22 protein-coding genes, 1 tRNA gene and 1 pseudogene are annotated in these 19,377 nt (G+C 57.5%); 13 read left to right on the top strand and 11 right to left on the bottom strand.

The genetic code is table 11. The features are described from left to right. Positions 1-34 precede the first annotated feature (34 nt). Positions 35-373 carry a hypothetical protein gene (locus tag EDC27_RS01070; RefSeq protein WP_123288767.1) on the bottom strand — a complete coding sequence of 113 codons (339 nt, stop codon included), beginning with the start codon at positions 371-373 and terminating at the stop codon, positions 35-37. Positions 374-452: 79 nt separating this feature from the next. Here EDC27_RS01070 and EDC27_RS01065 point away from each other — a divergent pair, with 79 nt between their 5' ends. The 4 genes from EDC27_RS01065 to EDC27_RS01050 all read left to right on the top strand — a co-directional run bounded on the left by EDC27_RS01065 (position 453) and on the right by EDC27_RS01050 (position 2,436). Further along, on the top strand, positions 453-1,046 hold the full coding sequence (locus EDC27_RS01065) for a YkgJ family cysteine cluster protein (protein ID WP_123288766.1): 594 nt from the start codon (positions 453-455) through the stop codon (positions 1,044-1,046). A gap of 150 nt (positions 1,047-1,196) precedes the next feature. Next, entirely contained in the window at positions 1,197-1,418 is a 222-nt protein-coding gene (locus tag EDC27_RS01060; protein ID WP_123288765.1) for a hypothetical protein, read from the top strand. A gap of 33 nt (positions 1,419-1,451) precedes the next feature. Continuing rightward, positions 1,452-2,180 (top strand): hypothetical protein, encoded by a 729-nt coding sequence (locus tag EDC27_RS01055; protein WP_123288764.1) that lies wholly within the window; start codon positions 1,452-1,454, stop codon positions 2,178-2,180. Positions 2,181-2,235: 55 nt separating this feature from the next. Beyond that, the gene (locus EDC27_RS01050) at positions 2,236-2,436 is read left to right on the top strand and encodes a hypothetical protein (RefSeq protein WP_123288763.1); all 201 of its coding nucleotides are present in this window, start codon (positions 2,236-2,238) and stop codon (positions 2,434-2,436) included. On the opposite strand, the gene EDC27_RS01045 is transcribed toward EDC27_RS01050, so the two are convergent. Together EDC27_RS01045 and EDC27_RS01040 are read right to left on the bottom strand one after the other, a co-directional pair. After that, the gene (locus EDC27_RS01045) at positions 2,433-3,299 is read right to left on the bottom strand and encodes an HDOD domain-containing protein (protein WP_123288762.1); all 867 of its coding nucleotides are present in this window, start codon (positions 3,297-3,299) and stop codon (positions 2,433-2,435) included. The two genes, EDC27_RS01050 and EDC27_RS01045, sit on opposite strands and share 4 nt — an antisense overlap. A 42-nt stretch (positions 3,300-3,341) precedes the next feature. Then, on the bottom strand, positions 3,342-3,821 hold the full coding sequence (locus EDC27_RS01040) for a hypothetical protein (protein ID WP_123288761.1): 480 nt from the start codon (positions 3,819-3,821) through the stop codon (positions 3,342-3,344). Positions 3,822-3,992: 171 nt separating this feature from the next. Between EDC27_RS01040 and EDC27_RS01035 the strand changes: the two genes are divergently transcribed. Then, positions 3,993-4,355 carry a DVU0772 family protein gene (locus EDC27_RS01035; RefSeq protein WP_148045629.1) on the top strand — a complete coding sequence of 121 codons (363 nt, stop codon included), beginning with the start codon at positions 3,993-3,995 and terminating at the stop codon, positions 4,353-4,355. A gap of 10 nt (positions 4,356-4,365) precedes the next feature. On the opposite strand, the gene EDC27_RS01030 is transcribed toward EDC27_RS01035, so the two are convergent. Together EDC27_RS01030 and EDC27_RS01025 are read right to left on the bottom strand one after the other, a co-directional pair. Continuing rightward, on the bottom strand, positions 4,366-5,226 hold the full coding sequence (locus EDC27_RS01030; RefSeq protein ID WP_211334728.1) for an aldo/keto reductase: 861 nt from the start codon (positions 5,224-5,226) through the stop codon (positions 4,366-4,368). A gap of 329 nt (positions 5,227-5,555) precedes the next feature. Continuing rightward, positions 5,556-5,996, bottom strand: coding sequence for a helix-turn-helix domain-containing protein (locus EDC27_RS01025; protein ID WP_148045628.1), 441 nt, complete (start codon positions 5,994-5,996; stop codon positions 5,556-5,558). A gap of 147 nt (positions 5,997-6,143) precedes the next feature. Here EDC27_RS01025 and EDC27_RS01020 point away from each other — a divergent pair, with 147 nt between their 5' ends. Continuing rightward, the gene (locus tag EDC27_RS01020) at positions 6,144-7,079 is read left to right on the top strand and encodes a DUF1269 domain-containing protein (RefSeq protein ID WP_170161497.1); all 936 of its coding nucleotides are present in this window, start codon (positions 6,144-6,146) and stop codon (positions 7,077-7,079) included. Positions 7,080-7,563: 484 nt separating this feature from the next. On the opposite strand, the gene EDC27_RS01015 is transcribed toward EDC27_RS01020, so the two are convergent. From EDC27_RS01015 to hisB, 6 genes are all read right to left on the bottom strand, one after another. After that, the gene (locus tag EDC27_RS01015; RefSeq protein WP_123288757.1) at positions 7,564-8,466 is read right to left on the bottom strand and encodes an NAD(P)/FAD-dependent oxidoreductase; all 903 of its coding nucleotides are present in this window, start codon (positions 8,464-8,466) and stop codon (positions 7,564-7,566) included. A gap of 13 nt (positions 8,467-8,479) precedes the next feature. Continuing rightward, positions 8,480-9,133 (bottom strand): lactate utilization protein, encoded by a 654-nt coding sequence (locus EDC27_RS01010; RefSeq protein ID WP_123288756.1) that lies wholly within the window; start codon positions 9,131-9,133, stop codon positions 8,480-8,482. Positions 9,134-9,866: 733 nt separating this feature from the next. After that, positions 9,867-10,055, bottom strand: a complete 189-nt coding sequence (locus EDC27_RS01000) for a hypothetical protein (protein ID WP_123288754.1) — start codon at positions 10,053-10,055, stop codon at positions 9,867-9,869. After that, a complete protein-coding gene (gene speB, locus EDC27_RS00995; RefSeq protein ID WP_123288753.1) occupies positions 10,052-11,455 on the bottom strand; it encodes an agmatinase in 1,404 nt (467 codons plus the stop codon). Before speB ends, EDC27_RS01000 begins: the two co-directional genes overlap by 4 nt. 178 nt (positions 11,456-11,633) lie before the next feature. Further along, a tRNA-Met gene (locus tag EDC27_RS00990) sits at positions 11,634-11,710 on the bottom strand. Positions 11,711-12,442: 732 nt separating this feature from the next. Continuing rightward, positions 12,443-13,039, bottom strand: a complete 597-nt coding sequence (hisB, locus tag EDC27_RS00980) for an imidazoleglycerol-phosphate dehydratase HisB (RefSeq protein ID WP_123288751.1) — start codon at positions 13,037-13,039, stop codon at positions 12,443-12,445. A 266-nt stretch (positions 13,040-13,305) separates the two neighbouring features. On the opposite strand from hisB, the gene EDC27_RS00975 reads away from it, so the two are divergent. The 7 genes and pseudogenes from EDC27_RS00975 (at position 13,306) to EDC27_RS00950 (ending at position 19,148) form a co-directional block, all read left to right on the top strand. Beyond that, positions 13,306-13,629, top strand: a complete 324-nt coding sequence (locus EDC27_RS00975; protein WP_123288750.1) for a carboxymuconolactone decarboxylase family protein — start codon at positions 13,306-13,308, stop codon at positions 13,627-13,629. Between the two features lie 280 nt (positions 13,630-13,909). Continuing rightward, positions 13,910-15,829, top strand: coding sequence for a 1,4-alpha-glucan branching protein GlgB (glgB, locus tag EDC27_RS00970; protein ID WP_245994142.1), 1,920 nt, complete (start codon positions 13,910-13,912; stop codon positions 15,827-15,829). Positions 15,830-15,975: 146 nt separating this feature from the next. Then, positions 15,976-16,878, top strand: a complete 903-nt coding sequence (locus tag EDC27_RS00965; RefSeq protein ID WP_211334755.1) for a sulfite exporter TauE/SafE family protein — start codon at positions 15,976-15,978, stop codon at positions 16,876-16,878. Positions 16,879-16,930: 52 nt separating this feature from the next. After that, positions 16,931-17,353 carry a hypothetical protein gene (locus EDC27_RS00960; RefSeq protein ID WP_211334726.1) on the top strand — a complete coding sequence of 141 codons (423 nt, stop codon included), beginning with the start codon at positions 16,931-16,933 and terminating at the stop codon, positions 17,351-17,353. A gap of 228 nt (positions 17,354-17,581) precedes the next feature. Next, positions 17,582-18,592, top strand: a pseudogene (locus EDC27_RS16860) (sigma-54 interaction domain-containing protein); the annotation flags it as partial. 173 nt (positions 18,593-18,765) lie between these two features. Then, complete coding sequence (locus tag EDC27_RS16855) at positions 18,766-18,915, top strand: hypothetical protein (protein ID WP_342778615.1); 150 nt, start codon at positions 18,766-18,768, stop codon at positions 18,913-18,915. 38 nt (positions 18,916-18,953) lie between these two features. Next, positions 18,954-19,148: a hypothetical protein gene (locus tag EDC27_RS00950; RefSeq protein WP_148045627.1), complete on the top strand. Its 195-nt coding sequence runs from the start codon at positions 18,954-18,956 to the stop codon at positions 19,146-19,148. The last annotated feature ends 229 nt before the right edge of the window (positions 19,149-19,377 follow it).

Here is a 19,377-nt window from a genome sequence, read left to right as displayed (position 1 = left end):
CAGCAGCCCATGAATTTGCCCACAGGAGTGGAGATCATGGAGAGCGCAAAGGCCTTCCATGATCGGGCAGTGGCAGCGTTCCCCTTCGACCGCCTTGCCGCTGGATTCGGGATTGTTCTTTGTCATAAGCAAACTTATTGATTACGTAGTCGGCGCCATAGGCCAGCGCTCCCAGGCAAAGAAGAGGGATCAAGGCGCGGCGCACGACGGTGCCAAACCGAATCTTAGCGCGTATGCGTCGTGCCCACGAAAAAGGAGCCAGCCGCAGCGCTATAGCCCCGATGACCAAGGGCAGCACGATTTTGAACAAGAGCACCTTCGTGAACATGGTCACCTCTACGTTCCACCATGGAAAAGCCTTGCGAATCTTCACTATTTCACCATATCATATTATGAGCTCTTAAGCAGCCCGCAGTTTCGAACCGGAACCTCTTGCCAACAAGGGCCCGTTCATGACATCGCCTTGGCCGCGTGATCGGTTTGACGAAAGATTTCGGGAATTGGAAGCCCTCTACGACGCGTTTCAGAACACAGCGGCCTCCTTTGTGGCCGATGCGGCGTGCAAACCCGGCTGCGCCGACTGTTGCACCAATGTGGGTGAAATCTTTACCACGACCTTGGAGGCGTTGCGCATACGAGAAGCCATGGAGGCGCTTTCGATCTTTGAAGCGACCGATCTGCGGCAGCGGATTGCGGAAAACAGGGAGCAAAAGAAGCGATGTCTTCTTTTGCCTTGTCCCTTTCTCAATCCGGATAAACGCTGCCGGATTTATGCCGTTCGACCATTCAGTTGCCGCCGCCTGTATTCCGTCGAACCGTGCGGTTCGAAGGGGCCCGTGGTGCACCGAGACCTTTGGGCATTGGCCGAAGATTTCACTCGAGCCCTTCAGGCGTTGGATCCTTTGGGCTATTCCGGCCACGTCACGTATGTTCTGGCCCTTTTTGATGATCCACGTTTTACCGAAAACTACTTGGCCCAGAGGCCGTGCTCGAAGGCCTTGGAAGGGCTTGTGCGAACCTATGATCTCGTTGCCCACGCCATCTAATCTCGGACCTGCCCTAAAGTGGAGTGCTGAAGCGCGGGCATGCGGCTAAATGATAGAAGCTGTGCGGCGCTGGCAGGGATGGCCGAAAGGCGCTTTTACGACGCGGCGTCGGCAAAACATTTTTCGGCGGGTTGATTAGGGGGGCTCAACATGGCATGGCACGTCATCGTCTTTTGGAAGAGTTTCGGCACCGGCCCGTTGGGCTGGCATTGGAGAATCGCCAATGCGGAGGTGGGCCTTGAAGAAGAGGGTTCGGTGGATTCCGTGGAGCAGGCCATGGAGGCTGCGCGAGGGGCTCTTGGCCGACACGGCGTTGATCCCAAAGCCGTTCGTGTGGAGGTGTGGGACGAGGGTGTCTGGGAAAAGTGTTGATTCCTGGGAACGCAGCTCCAGGCGCACCACATCATGAGTTTCTACTGCTACCTCACGACGGCGCAGGCCATTGTGGTGGCCGCGGACAATAAGAAACAAGTGCTGAGCATTTCAACCGACCCGATGGGAATGATCCGCAGCGAAAAGGTCACCGCGTGGAATGCGCAAAAGATCCACGCCGTCGGGTTTGGGTGGTGGATGACTGGCATTGGGTTGTCCGCATTTCTTGACGAGGTAAGAAAACGGGTTCGGCATCTCATGGACGATGAGGCTCAAGGGGCCATGGCGGCCGCGAAGGTGATGGAGCGGCTGGTGGCCGAGTCTGGATGGTTGCAAAGCCTTTATGAGCATACCATTGCCGGTTTGATGGAAGATTTGGCGCCTGGGTTGACAAAACCCGAATGGCTTGAACAACTACAGGAAATCGTCTTTGCTGGTTTTGATGAGGCAGAACGTCCCGTGGTGATGCGGGCGCAAAGCGTGCAAGAGTTTGCCTTTGAGAAACGAACAGGGGCAGGTTACTTTGGGTTTGCCGGCGAAAACGCGGGATGGGACCCGGAGGTTCGCGAGGACATTGGCCGTTATCTGTCCGACGTGCTGGATGACTTGAGACGTCGGCCTGCGGCGGAGATGGCTCATCGAGTCTGGGACCTGCTGCCCCCACTCTTTCAGCGCATGGCGCGAGCCTTTCCTGAAAAGATCTCCGCAAGTGGCGATCTCGTCTACATGACCCCTACAGAACACCGTTGGTTGCTTTTCTAGCAGCCTCTTCATTTGCGTCACCGATAACGAACTCAAGGAATGGATCGTCCAGACTGTGGACCAAGTATTTCGCGACAGGACGGACAAGCTGTTTGTCAAAAAAGTCGCCGCTTTTGTGGCAGAAAACGAGCAGCGTGCCCGCGAACTCGCCCTCATGGAAAAGGTCGTTCGCGTGAAAACCGCTTTTTCAATGCTGGGTAATCTGGTGCTGCGGATGAAGCCGCTCCCACACGGGAGCCTTCTCGGTGCGCGCTAAGAGGCCAAGGTCAGGAAACTGCGGGCGTCTTCCATGGCTTCGATGATTTTTAGGAAATATCCGTCCAGACGCTCTTGGGTCAAACCCAGCTTTTGCAGGATTGCGTCGGAATCGGGTTGCAGAAAGTCTGCGGCGCTCGCGCCGATCCCCATGCTGTGGACGAGACGATTGGCGACATACAGGATGGCGGCCACATCCTGATGGTGCTTAGCGTCTAAAGGGTTGTGATGAAAACGAATGCCCACTTGCACCTCCGGAGGAAAATTCCACCGGTGGGCAATGAGGGCTCCCAGGTCCTGGTGGTTGATGCCGATGACCTCGCGTTCCGCTTCCAGGAAGGTGATTTGGCGTTCATGAACGAGGAGGTAGATGGTGTCAAAGTAGTCCGGAACCTGCCTGTCCAGCACCGTCTTGCCGATGTCATGCAGGAGGCCGGCGGTGTAGATGGTGAGCGCGCGCCGGCGCTGCAGATCTTCGGCCATGATCTGGGACAGAAGGGCTACGGCCACCGAATGGGCCCACAGTTCTCCTTCGCGCAGGTCGTAAGAGCGTAGTTGTCCTCGAAAATAATGGGCCGAGCAGGCCATAAGAATGATTTCCACAAGCTGGCGCTGACCGAGGAAAATGATGGCGTCGCGCAGGGATCGTATCTTGTAACGGCGCGCGTAAAAAGGCGATCGCGCGATGGAAAGCACGCGTGCTGTGATGGCCTGGTCGTAGCGAATCACCGCTTCAATCTCGGTGACAGGGGCCATGGCTCGAAGCAGCGGAATGACGCGGGTGACCACCTTGGGAAATGGCGGCAGCCGATCCACTGCCCTTAAGATCTCATCAAGGGCGGGTTTGGTGACGATGGTGGCCATGGGCCGTCTCGCTTTGTCGTTCGAGTCTCGCGTGCGCAGCCGCTAAAGCGGTGGAAGTAGCTTAAATTCTCGGCCGTAGCGCACGAGATCCATGTTCTCCAGTTGTTCTAAAAGCTGTTCTATCTCTGATGGGTTCTCCACCAAGTTTCGCGCTTTCTGCAGCAGATGGACGGCTGCCTGCAGGTATATGCCCGCCTTGGTGCGACGCACTTCGTCATCAGCGCCGATCCAGATGGTGAAGGACTTGTCGTCCTGTTCTACCGTAAAGCTGCCCACGCCCTTGGCGAAACGTCCCAGGGCCTGCAGAACGCCCACCACTTTCTTATGAGTCTGCGCCTCAAGGACGCCTTCCATGTCGATGCGGAATTTTCCCGTGTGCGGGTCGAAATCCACCACGGGCGCCACATCCGATTCATCCAAAGAGCGGGCCGTTTCCTTAAGGAACCGAAGCGGTGGCCCCAGATCCTTATCCTTGGTTGGATCCAAGAGCACGGAACCGTAATAGGACGCGTAAACCTCCATCGGCTGCTTCTCCCCCCAGATGTTGTCGGCTCTTTTTTGAAAAAACGTGAATTTTTTCTGCGCCTTTCGTCATCCTCCCTTGGCCGTCGCTCTTGTCGTTCTTAAGGTAAATACATGCGTTTCTATGAACGGAAGACGATCAGAGCGCAATCTTTTTTGAGAGGCGTTGCCATGATGGACGAAAAAGAGCTGAAGGCCCGCAAAGATCTCCTGGACGCTATCGACTGGGACATGACGCCCGAACGGGCCGTGGAGACGTACTTGGAATGGGGCACGGGATGGTCCCGCAAGGGGCAAGCCGCCACGGTGGTCGGCCAAGAATCCCTGTACTTCGTCGTCTACGCCTGGGAGGAACCAGCCCAGGCGACGTTGGTTCGAAGGAATTCTCAAGGCATGGACGAACTGGCAAAAATTCCCGTGCCGAAGCCCATGGTGCGGGAGATCGTCAACCGCGAAGGGCGAAAACCGGGCGTTGGCGTGTATGCCCTGAGCGACGAACTCAAAGAGTGGCTCAAGACTCGCCTGGGGCTGTGACGCGTGGGCTTCATCCCAAAGGGCCGCGATAAAAGGCGAGTCTTTTTGCATAGGGACGAAAGACGTCAAGCACCGCGCTTTGTTCCTCCCGGTCCATGGGCTGAAAAGGTCGAGCACATGAGGCCAGGGTACGCACGTGATGCGCACTGTGGCAGCCCACGACCACCAAAGTCACCGGCTGCGAGAGGGCAAAGCGAATCAGGGTTACGGCGTCAATGCCGGCGTTGGGAGCCAGATATTGACTGCCCCCCAGGACTTTCATGCCGATGACGGCCATACCCTTTTGCGCCGCTACCGAAGCCGTCTCGTTGAGGAAACCACCCAGAATGGCTTCCACGGGATTGACGGGCAAAAGGACCGCGTCCAGAGGCCAACGGGCGACCGCCTCGGTCAACACCCTGGGGTCGTGGTGTCCCGTGACCCCGATGTGCGCCGCCAGCCCCGAAGCCTTGGCTTCCAGAAAGGCATGCAAGGCGCCACCCGGTTTTTCCAGAGTATGCAGCTCTTCCATGCTGCGCACGTCGTGAATCTGCCATAGATCAAGACGAGAAAGGCCCATGCGGTGAAAAGTGCGCTCCAGATCGCGAAGGGCGCCATCCCGCGTGCGCTGCGCCGACTTACTCGCCTGAAATATGCCCTCCCGTCGCTGCGGATGTTTTTTCCATACGGCTCCGTAGTAGTCCTCACTGTCCGCATACGCTGGAGCGCTGTCAAAATACGAAATACCCTCATGCAGAGCCGTTTCAATGACCGAGACCGCCTCATCCAGGCGATGCCGCGTGCGAAGCACCCCTTCGCCGCCCAACCCGACCCGGGACACTCGGCAACCCGTTTGGCCAAAATCCACAAGATCCAAAGAATCCATGGGCATGGCTTTTCCTTTGCAACCCCCTCAGGAGGTGGTTCAAAAAACATTCTTGCCCACAAAAAAAGGCCAGACGGCGGGGCTGTACCGTCTGGCCTTTTTCGAGGAGGAAAGAGTTGGTTTCTTTCGCTCATCTGGCATAAGCAAGGGGTGTGCCACATGAAAGGCATCGGGCGCCAAGCCCCATGCCGCGCGCCGGCACAGGCTCGAACCCCACCCTTTAGATTTCCCCATGCGTCGATGAATCACGCCATAATCACGCCATTTGGGCCATAAACCCGCCATTATGACGCCATGGGCTGTGGGCCGAATGTTCTGGACCAGGGGCTCAAAAATCAACGGCGCCACAGGCGAGACCACCAGGGTTTTTTGAGTTGGGCCAGTTCGGCTTCCAGTTGGCCGAGGCGATGTTCCTTTTCCAGAAGCAACGCGTTTTTTTCGTAGGCCTCCGTTCGATAGAATTCGAGAAGTTGGCTTTGATAGCGCAATCGTCCCAGTTCTTCTAGAAGGGCTTCGTAGTGGCTGGCGGGAACGGAGACGGTGTTTTCTTGCACGGGACTTTGCTGGGAAGCCGTGTCCTTGGACGGCGACGCGTGCGAAGGCTGGGCCTGGCGTTTTTTTTCTTTTAGGAGCGCCTTGACTTCGTGGGAGGGAATAAAGACTCTTTTGCCTTGGCGGATGGCTTCCATCTTACCTGTGCGTTCCAGGTATTCTTCCAGAACATGTGGGGAAACGCCGAGGGCCTGGGCGGCCGTCCGAACTGTCATGCGTGCCATGGGATTCCCTCCTGGTGGTCACTTTCCCTTGGTTTGGCCATGTCTAGCACAAAACCCGAGCGTGCCCAAGAGCTTGTTTGCCATCCAGAAAGCCCTGTGTTTTACTGGAAAATGGAGTGGTTTCTGGGAAAGCCGTTGGTGAAGATCATGGAAAGGATGAAGGGTATGCAGCATGTGGTGGATCGGTTTCAAAGGGCGTTGGGGGTCAAAATTTCGCCGTGCTACGAAGCTTTGCTGAAGCATCATCATGAACAGCTGTCTTCGGACCCCTTATCCGAACCCGGGTGGATTCCGGGCCTAGGCAATGCGGATTTTGCCGTGGGCACCACCCAGACGTTTCGATCCATGTTTCCCGATTTTCCCAAGGACTGGGTCATCATCGGCATGGAAGGTCAGCGAACCATCGAAAAGATCGGGGAAGCCATTGATGTATACGTGGCCTTGGACATGCGAGACGACAGCGTCCATTTGGTGGATTCTCTTGGACAGTCCTGGAAGGGGGCGGATCATTTTCGAGACTGGCTGGCCCATAAACTGGCCCGTGCCCTGTGGGAACGCACCCATGACAGTCATCTGTTTGTCATCGGGGACACGTCGGAAGCCGTGGTGCAGAGGTTGCGTGAAGAGCTGGTGCTTTGGCATCGAAAAGGTGCGGCGCAGCTGGAGGGCATGCTCTTGCTCCATCGAGATCGCGAGGGGAAGCTCACCAGCAAGCATGTGGGGCATGTGGACGTCAAGGAAACGGCCGTGGGCGCCATTGCCGGACTCCTGGTGGGATCCTTGCTTTTGCACCCTGTGCTCGGCGCCGCTCTGGGTAGCCTCACGGGAGCTGCGGCGGGAAGTTCCCGGTTCAGTTTGTCCCATATGGGCCTTGACGATGAATTCATTCAGCAGCTTGCCTGTGCCGTGCTTCCCGGCACGTGGGCTTTGGTCGTGGTCGTGCGACATGCCAAGATTCGAGAACTGACGGAGACCCTGAAAAAAGTGGGCGGCACCGTGCTGGTAACGTCTTTGAGCAAGCGGGGTGAGGAGCGCCTTCGAGCCGCTCTGGCGGCATCGCCCTCCGACGGCTTCGCTGAATAGCCCATCTGAACAGGAGTCCACCCGGGGCTTTGATGCCGCGAGCGTAAGGGCCTTTAGGAGGAGCGGCGCAGAATGAGACGCCTTATCACGGTTCGATGGGCTCTTGTCGCATAAAGCCCAAGAGCGTCCTCGTCGAGCAGCTAAGGGATGGAAATTCCCCTTGAAAGCGCCGGGCCTGGAAGCCTTGGCTTGTTGCCGCCCTGTCCTCTCAAAACAGGCGCTCCCCAGCGTCTGACGAAGGTGTGTGTCCTGCTTGTGGCTCTGCGCGGCCGCTTTGCTCCGTTGCCCGATGAGTCATCATAGGGTCGGCGCTTCGTGCCGGATGCTTTGTGGGCTTCGTTTCCACGACAGAGCCGAGGGCCGGTGAGGCCTGGAATTTTGATCGAAAGGAAAGATCGACAATGGTCTTATCTTTTCCGGCACCGGGCGATATACAGGGCGCAGCTCGCCTTTTTGCCTCTATGTGAAGCCGGATTTTTCTTTTTTACGAGAGTTTTCGCACGAAATCGGCAGCTTCCAGCCCGGCCACGCAGCCCTCTCCGACGGCCTTGGCAATCTGCCATGGCGGACCGCAGATGTCCCCGGCGGCATAGACTCCAGGAATGTTGGTTTCCTGTTTCTTGTTGGTCACCACATATTGAAAGGATTCGGTATCCAGGCTAACGCCCAAAGCGGTGGCAATTTCCAAGGCGCCCTTGGCCCCTCGCTCAATGAAGACACCCTGAACCGGAATGCGAGTGCCGTCGTCCAACACGACGGCTTCCACGGCGCTCGAGCCAACAATTTCCAGCACCTTACGGCCTTCATGCAGTTTGACAGCGCTGTGGCGAAGTTTTTCGACAAGATTGTCGGCCACCTGAAGGGCTTCGCAGATGAGGTGCACGTGGTCTGTATAAAAGAGCAGGGTGAGGGCACCCGAGACAGCAGCGCTTTCACAACCCACGACAGCCACCGGAGCCCCTCGAAAAAAATTGGCGTCACACTCCACGCAATAACTAACCCCTTTGCCCAGCAATTCGCGCTCCCCGGGCACTCCCAGTTTTTTTCTCGAAATCCCCATCGCTAAGATCAAGGCCTTGGCCTCGATGCGGTCCCCACCTTCCAGGTCCAGCTCGAAGTGGCCGTCCACCCGTCGGGCTTGGACGACGTCTTGGTCAAAGAAGACGGCGCCGAACTTTTCCGCCTGGTGGCGTCCCTGAGCTAGCAGATCTTCTCCGGTGGCGTGGGGAATGCAACAAAAGTTTTCCACATGCGCCCGATAAGCGCTGCTCTTGGTCACTTTCCCCACCACGGCGACGGAGACCTTTTTTCGGGCGGCATGAATGGCGGCCTGTAATCCGGCCGGACCGGTTCCAAGAATGGCCACGTCACAGCTGTGCTTTTTCATTGTCGTGTGCTCCTTAGAGTCCCAGGTCTTCATTGATGAGCACCACGCAAATGCGCCCTTTGGGATAGGATTTTTCTGTAATTGTCCAGTGATTGCAGATTCTGTCGGGGCTGGAGCAGTCGTCACATCGGCCCGTGTGAAAACAAGGGGTTTTCTTGTCCAGGCGCATCACGTTGGTGGGAGCGGCGTACTCCTTGATGCGTATCATGGCCGATTCCAGATCCGGCACCACCTTGTTGCGCCCCACCAGCAAGACCACATGGCGGGGTCCAAAGGTGATGGCCGCCACACGGTTGCCGATCATGTCCAAATTGACCAACTGGCCGTCTTCCGTGATGGCGTTGGTTCCCGTAAAAAAGAGGTCCACCAGAAGGGAACGACGGCGGCGTTCCAGCATGTCCTCAAAGGCCAGGCCTTTTTCGTACGTGTCGAGGATTTCCAGATCCGTGCGGCTTTTCATGGCTTCGTAGAGGCCCGTGGCCACAAAGGTCATGGATCCTCCCCAGGAGACGGATTTCACGGATAGTGAAGGCACAATATCTTCGAGCACGATTCGTTTGGCGTCCTGAGCGTTCTTTGCCAGGACGACGGAAAAGTTGTTCTTTTCCAAAGCTTCCTGAACCCGCTTCAACCGAAGTTCCCAGTAATGTTCCACCGGCTGGTCCATGTTTTCCTCCTAGCCCCTGTCGGATTGATGATGTGCGGCTTTCACAAATCTCAAGAACATCCCTAGGACCTTTTAACAAATTCAATGCCGCTTCAAAAGAGCATGAGACATCGGGGGTAGATTTTGATGGATGGCACTGACGACGAATTTCGTATTCTCGGATGTGCGGCTACTAAAAGCAAGGGGAACGGTCATGCCGGTGATTTTTTCTGGAAGGTGCCTATGGGCAGAAAGGCTTCCACTTCTTGTGAAGAGGCAAAGCGATGGATCCTGTCCCTTGGAAACGATGCGCCGGGGCGCACAGCCCGTCGGCTGAGGGAGGATGCGGCCGAGAGCTGCCGATAAGTGCCCGATGGCTACGCCAAGAAAGGTGGTGATTCTTCAATCCGTTCCGAACCGGCTGTGCCCTCCCATGGTCGAGGGATGGGCGGCAGCAGGCTGGCTGACATTCTGAGAGCGCCAACCGCAGCGGAGCGGAACTGATCGTGCCATGCATGATCCCCTCGACCGAGGATACCAAAACAATTGACCCAGGCCAGGTGCTCGCATGTGGCGTCTCGGAAGATCAGCCCCTGCAGTCAGTCAAAGGGGTGGCGTCGCCGTAGACGTTGAGCAGCCCGATAGCCACGGCCTGCTTTTTGTGCCTGCATGTTCCCCAAAGGGGCTAGCGGTGCATGGCCTCCAGGGTGCGTTTCTGAGGCTCGTGAAACGTGTGGGCCCACTCCAATTCACCTTAAGGTCGGCCGGTCACGGGATACCGCATGGGATACCAGGTGGACACCCAGCCCTCCACGTTTTCCTCAAAGGCATTCCCCGCGGTGTCGGAATCCCGCTGATGAGCAATGGTGTCCCTGCACAGATGGGAGAGGGACCGGGCGGAATCCAAGAATTCTTCCAGTAAGGGATCTGGACGGCGGCTCATGGCACCGCCTTAGGGGCAAGTAAACGGGCGAGGAGTTCTTTCAGGAGCTTCGCCCCCAGGGCGGCCGTTACGCCCGACGCATCCCGTTCGGGGTTGATTTCCACTAGATCGGCTCCCACCAGCCGCCCTTCCAACCCATGAATGATGCGGATCACGTCGCGGGGGGAAAGGCCTCCGGGTTCTTGATGGGAGACGCCCGGTGCATGGGCTGGATCCAGGCAGTCCACGTCCAGGGAAACATACACGGGACCGTCGAATCGAAAACGACACTCCCCGGTCCAGCGATCCATGGGCAGAATTTCCACGCCGAAGCGTTCGGCCACCTTCCTCTGTGTTTCGTTCATGGTCCGAATACCCACCTGAACAAGCCTCTGAGCCAGGCCTTCTTCGAGGATGCGCGTAAACGCGGATCCGTGGCTCATGGGGTTTCCGTCCAGAGCAGGATAAAGGTCCGGGTGCGCATCCAGGTCTAGGATGTTCAAGGGGCCGTGGTGAGCCGCTAGGGCGCGCACCACAGGGACGGTGATGGAGTGGTCGCCTCCCACGGCGAGCACGGCACTTCCGGTCCTGAGAATCTTTTCCACGGCCTCTTGGACCTTGGTGACCATGCCATCCGTGCCAACGATACCGTCCAAGCGAGAAAAGGAAAGGTCGCCCGCGTCGGTCCATTCATCGCTTGCGCCCAAATCCAGTCCTGATTCGGCCGTCAGGTTCGTGGATCCTAAATAAAGCGCTTCACGAAGGCGCGCCGGCGCCAGGGCAGGACCTCGCCGGTACGATGCATTGGCGTCAAAGGGAATGCCCAGCACGGTGACGCGAGCGGCCAATTGCCGAAGCCGCTCGACCAGACGGTCCAATTGGCGGACCAGTTGAGGATACAGGCCACGGCGACGAAAGCAGCGGACAAGCGCTTTATAATACCAGAGAGTGCCCAGTTTGCCGGCCTGAAAGCGATCCCACACGCCGGGACCTTCCCGTTCCAAATCGGCCACAATGGTGCCGGCGTTATGGACCTTATCTGCCAGGCTGATGAGGACTGCGTCGTCCGATGCCGTTTTCAGGTGTTCCAGGTAAGCTTCTTTGCGTTCCTGCCAGGGAGGTTTGGGGGATTCAAGGCAATCCGAGCAGGACCGGACGAGATCCGCCACGCGGTCGCCGAACCGGCGACGAATGGCTTCCAGGGTGGCTTGCCCACCTTGATCTTCGGCGGCGTCATGCAACAGAGCCGCGATAGCGCTCGCTTCGTCCCCGCCGTTTTCCAGCACCATGGCCGCCACCGCCAACAGATGGGAAACGTAGGGGACCCGGGTCCCCTTTCGAAACTGTCGGCGATGGAGAGAAAAAGCCATCTCAAGGGCTTCTTGAAACGCTTCGGAGAGTCCATGGTCCAGCGCATCCATGGAATGATTTTCCTCTCTTGATGTCACTGTTTTTCTGGTAAACTTTTCTCTATTGTGAAGGCGAACCCTTTAAACATATCCCGTCGAGCCTTCTATCGGAGGGCAGCTCGTCTTCGTCAACACAAAAATAAAGAAAACAAAAAAGGACGCAGGCCGTATGGCTGCGTCCTCTGTTTTCTGGTAGCGGGGGGAGGATTTGAACCTCCGACCTTCGGGTTATGAGCCCGACGAGCTACCTAACTGCTCCACCCCGCGTCAGCGAGCTCCAGTGTATAGCCTATGGAGCATGAGAAGTCAAGGGGTCAATGGGGCGCTGGAATCCCAAATCCATCAACTATTGCCCGGCGGAGGTTGGCGCCCGCTTTTTTGAAGGTCATTTTTCCGTGCTGGCGTTTGCTACCCAGGGTTCCATGCCAACGGACGGCGATTTTGTCCAGTCCCGTAAAGTTATGAACCGATGTAACAAAAAGTTGATGCCATTTTCGCTCCCGTTTTTTCACTGCCTGCATCGGGGTTCTGGGACCGATGTTTTCTTAGGGATGCGCTCATTATAGCCCCCCTCCCCGGACTAAGTTGAATCTTCCTTGCGTTGGGCTGCAGATGGCACCGGCCCAGACGGTGGGTATGTCGGCTCTGATTTCAAAGAAGACCCGACGGCCGGCCTGATCCATGTCTCGGCGGAGGCACCAAGGCAGTCCGAAACGCGCCGCTAACCATTTGATCCATTTGCGGGTATCGACCGATAGGTCATCAACAGGGTGGTTGGCACCTTCAGTCCAAAACCTTTCCAATACGTTCTTTGATCGGCACACGCGTGCCGGGTAAAGTTTTGGGTCGCGTGCGCCGGTCTTCAGCCTGCCTCACCCCGAGCGGTCACTCCCCCGTAGGCGCGAGTCCATATCGTGCCGCCCCCGTCGTCACGCCCACACGAGCGGGAGTCCACTTTTCGGACCTGCGGCTAAAAAGTAAAGGTCTGACCCCATGTCGCTACAGCACACCCTTGGAACTGGGGACGGTTAAGCGACGCGGGTCCAGTGCCGTGGCTTCGTCCAGGGCTCGGCCAAAGGCTTTGAAGACCGCTTCCAGGATGTGATGGGTGTTGTCGCCGTAGGGGACGGCGATGTGCAGCGTCAGACCGCCGTGGTGGCACAGGGCGCGAAAGAATTCGGGCACCAGTTCCGTCTCAAAGGTGCCGACCCGCTCGGCCATGGCCGGCAAACGGCACACCAGGTAAGGGCGGTTGGACAGATCCAGACTCACCTGAGCCAGGGCCTCATCCATGGGAACGCAGGCGGTGCCGTAGCGTTGCAGGCCCTTGCGATCCCCGAGAGCCTTGGAAAGGGCCTGACCGAGGCAGATGCCCACGTCTTCTACGGTGTGATGGCCGTCTACGTCCAGATCCCCTTGGGCTCGAAGGGTGATATCGAAGAGACCGTGGACGGCCCACAGGGTGAGCATGTGGTCGAAAAAGGGAAGGCCCGTGTCCACCTCGGCCGTTCCCGTGCCGTCTAGAAGGATTTTGACGGCAATGGCGGTTTCCTGCGTTTTGCGTTCCACCATGGCTTGGCGCGGTTTCCTGTCCATGGGCTCTCCTTGGCATCGTGCAAAAAGCGGTCTAATGCCCTTCTGGCGCCTGCCCTTTGGCGCGAGGCGGGCTGCCCTGGGCCCGACAATTCTCTATAAAGGCTTTTGTATTTCATGTAAACGCTAGAACACACTGCCCGTTCAGGGCACCTTGTCTCACAAGGCGGCCCAAGGTAAGGTAAAAAAACAAGAGGGCCCCGAGGGGTGTGGGCATCGTGTTGGCGGGGCCTAAGCCATTCACAAGGCATACAGGGGGAGGAACCACCATGGCCGAAGAACAATTGCCTCGCTGGTACGCTGTAGTTCGGGAAAAACATCCGGGCGTCATGGCTGCTCTGGATGCCCTGGGCGTCGCCGTACGACGCGAAGGGCCTCTGGACCACAAGACCGCCCATCTGGTGCAACTGGCCGCCGCCGCCGCCATTCGTTCCGAAGGCGCCGTCCATAGTCACACGCGCCGAGCGCTCCGCGCAGGCGCAAGTCCTGAGGAAATTGTGCACGCGCTGCTGCTGCTGGTGAGCACCATCGGATTTCCGTCCGTGTCGGCAGCCTTGAGTTGGGCGCAGGATGAGTTGGAGAAGGCATCCTGAGCAAACCCCAAAAAATCACGCTCTTTCTTTTTGCCCTTGGCGTTTGTTTAGATAAGTCTCTCAGGGCATGTGTTCGAGCGAGGGTTCATGGATTCATACGGCGGGACCCTTGCGATGCCGCGTATCGTGCCGTTCGCGGCTCCCTTTGATTCCACGATCGGACAAGGCTCCATGCGGGGGGGGCGCTCAAGGGGGATGGCCGTCGTGGCGAGCGCCGGGCCTGCAGAATGCGGCCAAGAGGCCTCGGGGTGAAAAAATCGCGCGGGAAGGGGAACAGGTTGTGAGTGAAGGCGTGTGGCGTTTTTTCAGCGACTTTGATGTGTATCTCTGGAAACAGGGCAGTTATTACCGAGCTTGGGAGAAGATGGGGGCGCACCCGTGTCGCCTGAACGGTGAAGACGGCGTGCATTTTGCCGTGTGGGCGCCTAATGCGGAAAAGGTCTCGGTTGTCGGGGACTTTAACGACTGGAACGAAGCCTCCCATCCTCTGGAACCTTTTCAGGATACGGGCATCTGGAGAGGGTTCGTGCCCGGCATTGGCGTGGGGGCGACCTACAAATATGCCATCACGTCCCGAATCAACAGCTACCGGGTGCTCAAAGCGGACCCTTTTGCCTTTTTTTCGGAAAAACGGCCGGGAACGGCTTCCATCGTCTGGGACCTTGGCGGCTACGCCTGGCAAGACAAAGCGTGGATGCAGTCTCGACGGGAACGCAACACGCGCTCTTCTCCCATGACCATTTACGAAGTGCACCTGGGATCTTGGATGCGGGTTGTGGAGGAAGACAACCGATGGCTCACCTATCGCGAACTGGCTCCGCGCCTGGCCGCCTATGTGCAGGATATGGGTTTCACGCACGTGGAGCTGCTGCCCGTGACCGAACACCCCTTTGACGGATCGTGGGGTTATCAAACCACGGGGTATTTTGCCGCCACCAGCCGCTTTGGCACGCCGCAGGATTTCATGTTTTTTGTGGATACGCTGCATCAGCACGGCATCGGGGTCATCGTGGATTGGGTGCCCGCCCACTTTCCCACGGACGAACACGGCTTGGGCTTCTTTGACGGCACGCACCTTTATGAACACGCCGATCCCAGGCAAGGCTTTCATAACGATTGGAAATCCTTCATCTACAACTACGGGCGCAACGAGGTTCTTAATTTTCTCATCTCCAGCGCCCTGTTTTGGCTCGACGTCTACCACGTGGACGGTTTGCGTGTAGATGCTGTGGCCTCCATGCTTTATCTCGATTATTCCCGCCGCGACGGCGAATGGATTCCCAACCGCTACGGCGGCAATGAAAACCTGGAAGCCATTGCGTTTCTGCGCCGGTTCAACGAAATGGTCTACCGGGAACACCCCGACACCGTGACCGTTGCGGAAGAATCCACGGCCTGGCCCATGGTGTCGCGTCCCACTTACCTGGGCGGCCTTGGGTTCGGATTCAAATGGAACATGGGCTGGATGCACGACACTCTGCTCTACATGTGCAAGGATCCTGTCCATCGAAAATACCACCACAACCTTCTGACCTTCAGCCTGCTCTACGCCTATTCCGAAAATTTCATTCTGCCTTTTTCCCACGACGAAGTGGTCCACGGTAAAGGTTCCATGTTGGGCAAAATGCCGGGGGACCTGTGGCAAAAGTTTGCCAACCTGAGGCTGCTCTACGGCTACATGTACAGCCATCCGGGCAAAAAGTTGCTTTTTATGGGTTCGGAATTCGGCCAATGGAACGAGTGGAACCACGACGCCCAGCTGGATTGGGCTCTTCTGGACCACGACACCCACCGCGGCCTTCGGCAGTGGGTGCGAGACCTGAACCGCCTTGTGTGCCGCGAACCCGCCCTGTATGAGCTGGACAATGAACCGCAAGGGTTTGAGTGGATCGACTGCAACGACAGCGAGCAGAGCACTCTGGTGTTTTTGCGGCGCGGTAAAAAAGAGGAAGACGTTCTCGTGTGCGCTCTGAATTTCACGCCTGTGCCTCGGTTTCCCTACCGTATCGGCGTGCCCTTTGGCGGTTTTTGGCACGAGGTGCTTAACAGCGACGCTTCCGTTTACGGTGGAAGCGGCCAGGGCAATTTGGGGGGCGTGAATGCCGAAGATGTACCTTACCACGGCCGACCGTACTCGCTTGTCATCAACCTGCCTCCTTTGGCTGCTGTCATTTTCAAACCTGGGGACATTTCCGTTTGACTCCAAACATGCGACTGGTTAAAATGACGACGCTTTGTGCAATCCTTCACGAGTAGCGCGGATCTCAGCACATATGGGGGTAGGGCATGGTGAGAAGACTGCGAGCGAGGGTTGGTGTGTTTTTTTGGGTGGCCTTGGCGGGTGTGATGGCGACTCCCGCGTGGGCTCTGGCTTCAGAGGCGCAGGCGGCTTTGCCTGAAGCCAACAAGCCGTGGTGGTTCTGGCCTGTGGTTCTCTTATTCTTTTGCTTTATTCTCGGCATCATCGCGGTGTTGGCCGGTGTGGGCGGCGGCGTCTTGTATGTGCCCCTGGTGAGCGGCTTTTTTCCGTTTCATTTGGACTTTGTGCGCGGCGCCGGGCTTCTTGTGGCTCTGGCCGGAGCGCTGGCCGCAGGGCCCGGACTTTTGCGCCGAAACCTGGCCAACTTGCGCCTTGCTCTGCCCGTGGCCTTGATTGCTTCCGTCTGCGCCATCGCCGGAGCCTTTCTCGGGTTGGCGCTGCCGACCAATGTGGTGCAAATCTGCCTGGGCGCCACCATCGTCTTCATTGCCATCCTCTTGGCCGCATCCAAGAATGTGGAACGGCCTCAGGTCAAAGCGCAAGACGCCGTCGGGCGAGCGCTGGGGATGAACGGGGTCTATTACGAAGAATCGACGCGGGAGGTGGTGGAGTGGAAAACCCATCGGACGCTTCCCGGCCTGATTCTTTTCATCCTCATCGGCATCATGGCCGGTATGTTCGGGCTCGGAGCGGGATGGGCCAACGTCCCGGTGCTCAACCTGCTCATGGGCGCCCCGCTAAAGGTGGCCGTCGGGACCAGCAAGTTCCTTCTGTCCATCACGGACACTTCTGCCGCCTGGGTGTACCTCAACAAGGGCTGTGTCATTCCGCTCATGGCCATTCCCTCCATTGTGGGTTTGATGCTGGGATCCTTCGTGGGCGTGCGCATTCTGGCCGTGGCGAAACCGAAGGTTATTCGCTATCTGGTCATTGGCGTGCTGTTATTTTCCGGCATCAAAGCGCTGCTAAAGGGCTTGGGCATCGGCTAGCGTCTTTGAGGACCACGATATCTTAAAGCGATAAAGAAACGAGAGGTGCACCATGGTGACTAGAGATAGTGCAAAGGCATCTCCTGAGCAGCTGCTTTATGCCGATCTTCTCTTTTACGGATGTTGGGCCAGTATTTTGATCATGATGGTAACCTATGTGATTTACGTCGCCGGGTTGATGGGTCCGCATATTCCGTTGAATCAGTTGCCGCATCTGTGGCACCTTCCTGTGGGGGAATTTATGGAAAAATCCGGCGCCCCTCACGGCTGGGGTTGGGTTCCGCTGCTGGGCAAGGGCGACTATCTCAACTTTTTGGGCATCGCTCTTTTGGGAGCCATGACCATCATCGGTTTTATCACCTTAATTCCGGCGTATGTGCGTCAGAAGGATACCGCGTTTCTCGTCATCGTCTTTGTGGAAGTGGCTGCTCTCTTGCTGGCGGCTTCGGGCATTTTTGGAGCCGGCGCCCATTAGCGGCGGGCTGAAAGGTGGGAAGCCGAGCAGGGTGCCAGTTGCCTCCTCGTGGAACGAGAAGTATGGTTGACGGGACGAAGACAGCGTCCTTGGAACACACGAGAGGAAGGGACATATAGCCCCTACGGTTTCCCCGCTCATGACCGGACTCTTTGACCAGCCCATCGAATGCGACGCGGCCTTTAACGACCTTCCTGATGCCGTGGTTTTTTGTCCCCAAAGCGCAGGGTGCTTGTCCTTAATGGAGCGGCAGAGGTGCTCACGGGGCTGAGCCACGCGGAAGCGCCAGGACTTCCATGCCGCCATGCGATGCGCAGCAACCTCTGCCTTCTGGAATGCCCGCCGATGCAACCTTCGTGGGAAGGTGGGGCGCAGTGCCGAGAAGGGGACCTGATCAACAGGGATCGCCGGCGGGTTCCCGTGCGCATCAGCGATGTGGTCTTGAGGGATCTCCAGGGAAAGGTGGCCGGCTTCATGGAGGTTCTAGAAGATCTTCGGCCGTTTCAGGAATTGGAATCGCGCTCAGGGCAAGCATACCGATTCCACCGCATCATCGGAAGAAGCCCGGCTATGGTGCGCCTTTTTGCCATCCTTCCGGGAATCGCCCAGATGGACCCTTTGGTGCTCATCACCGGAGAGACGGGCACGGGCAAGGATCTTCTCGCCAAAGCCATCCATCAGTTGTCAAGCCGAGCCAAAGGGCCTTTCGTGAAGGTCAACTGCGGCGCTCTGCCCGAGACCCTTTTGGAATCCGAACTGTTCGGCCACCAGAAAGGGGCTTTTGCGGGGGCCGTGGAAACCAAGCCGGGCCGATTTCGCCTGGCACACAACGGCACGTTGTTCCTTGCCGAGATCGGGGACCTTCCCTAGCCCCTTCAGCTCAAACTGCTCACCTTTTTGGACGATCATGTCATCTATCCCTTGGGATCCACCAAAGGCATGCGCGTGGATGTGCGCATCATTGCGACCACCCACAGGGATCTTCAGGCCATGGTGCGGGAAGGCACATTTCGCCAGGATCTGCTGTATCGATTGAACGTGGTGCGCGTGCACATTCCGCCGCTTCGAGAACGGGGGGAAGATGTTCGGCTATTGCCAGATCATTTTCTTGCCGCCTTTGTGTCGGATTTTCACAAGCAGATTAAGGGATTTTCCACGGAGGCGCTGCGCTGCCTTATGGAATATCCCTATCCGGGAAACGTGCGCGAGCTCAAGAACATTGTGGAGTATGCGGTGAACGTGTGTCGGGAAGACACCATTCAGGTGCATCATTTGCCGTCGTATACCACCGAAACGCGCGTCAAGATCATCACGGACCTTTCGCAGACCTGGGAGTCGGCCCCTGCCGTACAAAAGGTTCCTGGTGAGATGCTTTATGAAGAGAAGAGCGCGAACTGGAGCGGCGCCTCATCGTGGAAGCGCTCATCAAGGCCAAGGAAAAGCGCCGTCGAGCGGTGGAAATTTTGGGCTGGGGCCGGTCCACGTTGTGGCGCAAGGTGAAGCACTACGGGTTGTTGTTGGCGGCGTCCACCGAGGCCGCGTCTAAGGAGGAAGGTTCCTAGCATGGCCCAGGTGATTATTCCCCCTTCACGGCATGGAGGTGGCTCCGCGGTTTGACTTGGTCTCCGAGGTCTGGGTCGGCGCGCAGGGACCGGACGGCCGTTTACTGAACGAACGCACCGTGGTCATGCCCCAGGCTTCCGCAGACCATCTGTGTCAGCTCATTCTTTCGGAAGGGACGGACCTGGTGGTCTGTGGGGGAGTGGAACAGGAATATTACAATTATCTGGTGTAGAAAAAGGTCACGGTCTATGACGACGTGATGGCGATCCTGGATGCGGTGAAAGAGGCACTGGAAGAAGGTCGCTTGCGGTCCGGCGCGGTGTTTTTATAGCGGTCCGTCGAGGAGTGAAAGCGTGTTTTGGGACCGGTGGCTTCACCGCGTGAAGACAACGTTCAGCTTTGAGGTGGATGAGAGCAGTGCCGACCGACACCGGATTCTTCGGCGCAAATTGATCGTCCTC

Origin of the sequence: Desulfosoma caldarium (assembly GCF_003751385.1) — a bacterium.
Taxonomy (GTDB): Bacteria; Desulfobacterota; Syntrophobacteria; order Syntrophobacterales; family DSM-9756; genus Desulfosoma; species Desulfosoma caldarium.
The sequence above is the reverse complement of the archived record's forward strand: the minus strand, read 5'-3'. Positions and strand labels throughout refer to the sequence as shown.

Bases quoted from the DNA above. Each gene is read 5' to 3' on its own strand.
- EDC27_RS01030 (WP_211334728.1), bottom strand. From the start codon at position 5,226: ATGCCCATGGATTCTTTGGATCTTGTGGATTTTGGCCAAACGGGTTGC.
- hisB (WP_123288751.1), bottom strand. From the start codon at position 13,039: ATGGACAGGAAACCGCGCCAAGCCATGGTGGAACGCAAAACGCAGGAA.
- EDC27_RS01055 (WP_123288764.1), top strand. From the start codon at position 1,452: ATGAGTTTCTACTGCTACCTCACGACGGCGCAGGCCATTGTGGTGGCC.
- EDC27_RS01045 (WP_123288762.1), bottom strand. From the start codon at position 3,299: ATGGCCACCATCGTCACCAAACCCGCCCTTGATGAGATCTTAAGGGCA.
- EDC27_RS01025 (WP_148045628.1), bottom strand. From the start codon at position 5,996: ATGGCACGCATGACAGTTCGGACGGCCGCCCAGGCCCTCGGCGTTTCC.
- EDC27_RS01060 (WP_123288765.1), top strand. From the start codon at position 1,197: ATGGCATGGCACGTCATCGTCTTTTGGAAGAGTTTCGGCACCGGCCCG.
- EDC27_RS01000 (WP_123288754.1), bottom strand. From the start codon at position 10,055: ATGAGCCGCCGTCCAGATCCCTTACTGGAAGAATTCTTGGATTCCGCC.
- EDC27_RS00965 (WP_211334755.1), top strand. From the start codon at position 15,976: ATGGCGACTCCCGCGTGGGCTCTGGCTTCAGAGGCGCAGGCGGCTTTG.
- EDC27_RS01015 (WP_123288757.1), bottom strand. From the start codon at position 8,466: ATGAAAAAGCACAGCTGTGACGTGGCCATTCTTGGAACCGGTCCGGCC.
- speB (WP_123288753.1), bottom strand. From the start codon at position 11,455: ATGGATGCGCTGGACCATGGACTCTCCGAAGCGTTTCAAGAAGCCCTT.
- EDC27_RS00960 (WP_211334726.1), top strand. From the start codon at position 16,931: ATGGTGACTAGAGATAGTGCAAAGGCATCTCCTGAGCAGCTGCTTTAT.
- EDC27_RS00975 (WP_123288750.1), top strand. From the start codon at position 13,306: ATGGCCGAAGAACAATTGCCTCGCTGGTACGCTGTAGTTCGGGAAAAA.
- EDC27_RS01020 (WP_170161497.1), top strand. From the start codon at position 6,144: ATGGAAAGGATGAAGGGTATGCAGCATGTGGTGGATCGGTTTCAAAGG.
- EDC27_RS01040 (WP_123288761.1), bottom strand. From the start codon at position 3,821: ATGGAGGTTTACGCGTCCTATTACGGTTCCGTGCTCTTGGATCCAACC.
- EDC27_RS01010 (WP_123288756.1), bottom strand. From the start codon at position 9,133: ATGGACCAGCCGGTGGAACATTACTGGGAACTTCGGTTGAAGCGGGTT.
- EDC27_RS01035 (WP_148045629.1), top strand. From the start codon at position 3,993: ATGATGGACGAAAAAGAGCTGAAGGCCCGCAAAGATCTCCTGGACGCT.
- EDC27_RS01065 (WP_123288766.1), top strand. From the start codon at position 453: ATGACATCGCCTTGGCCGCGTGATCGGTTTGACGAAAGATTTCGGGAA.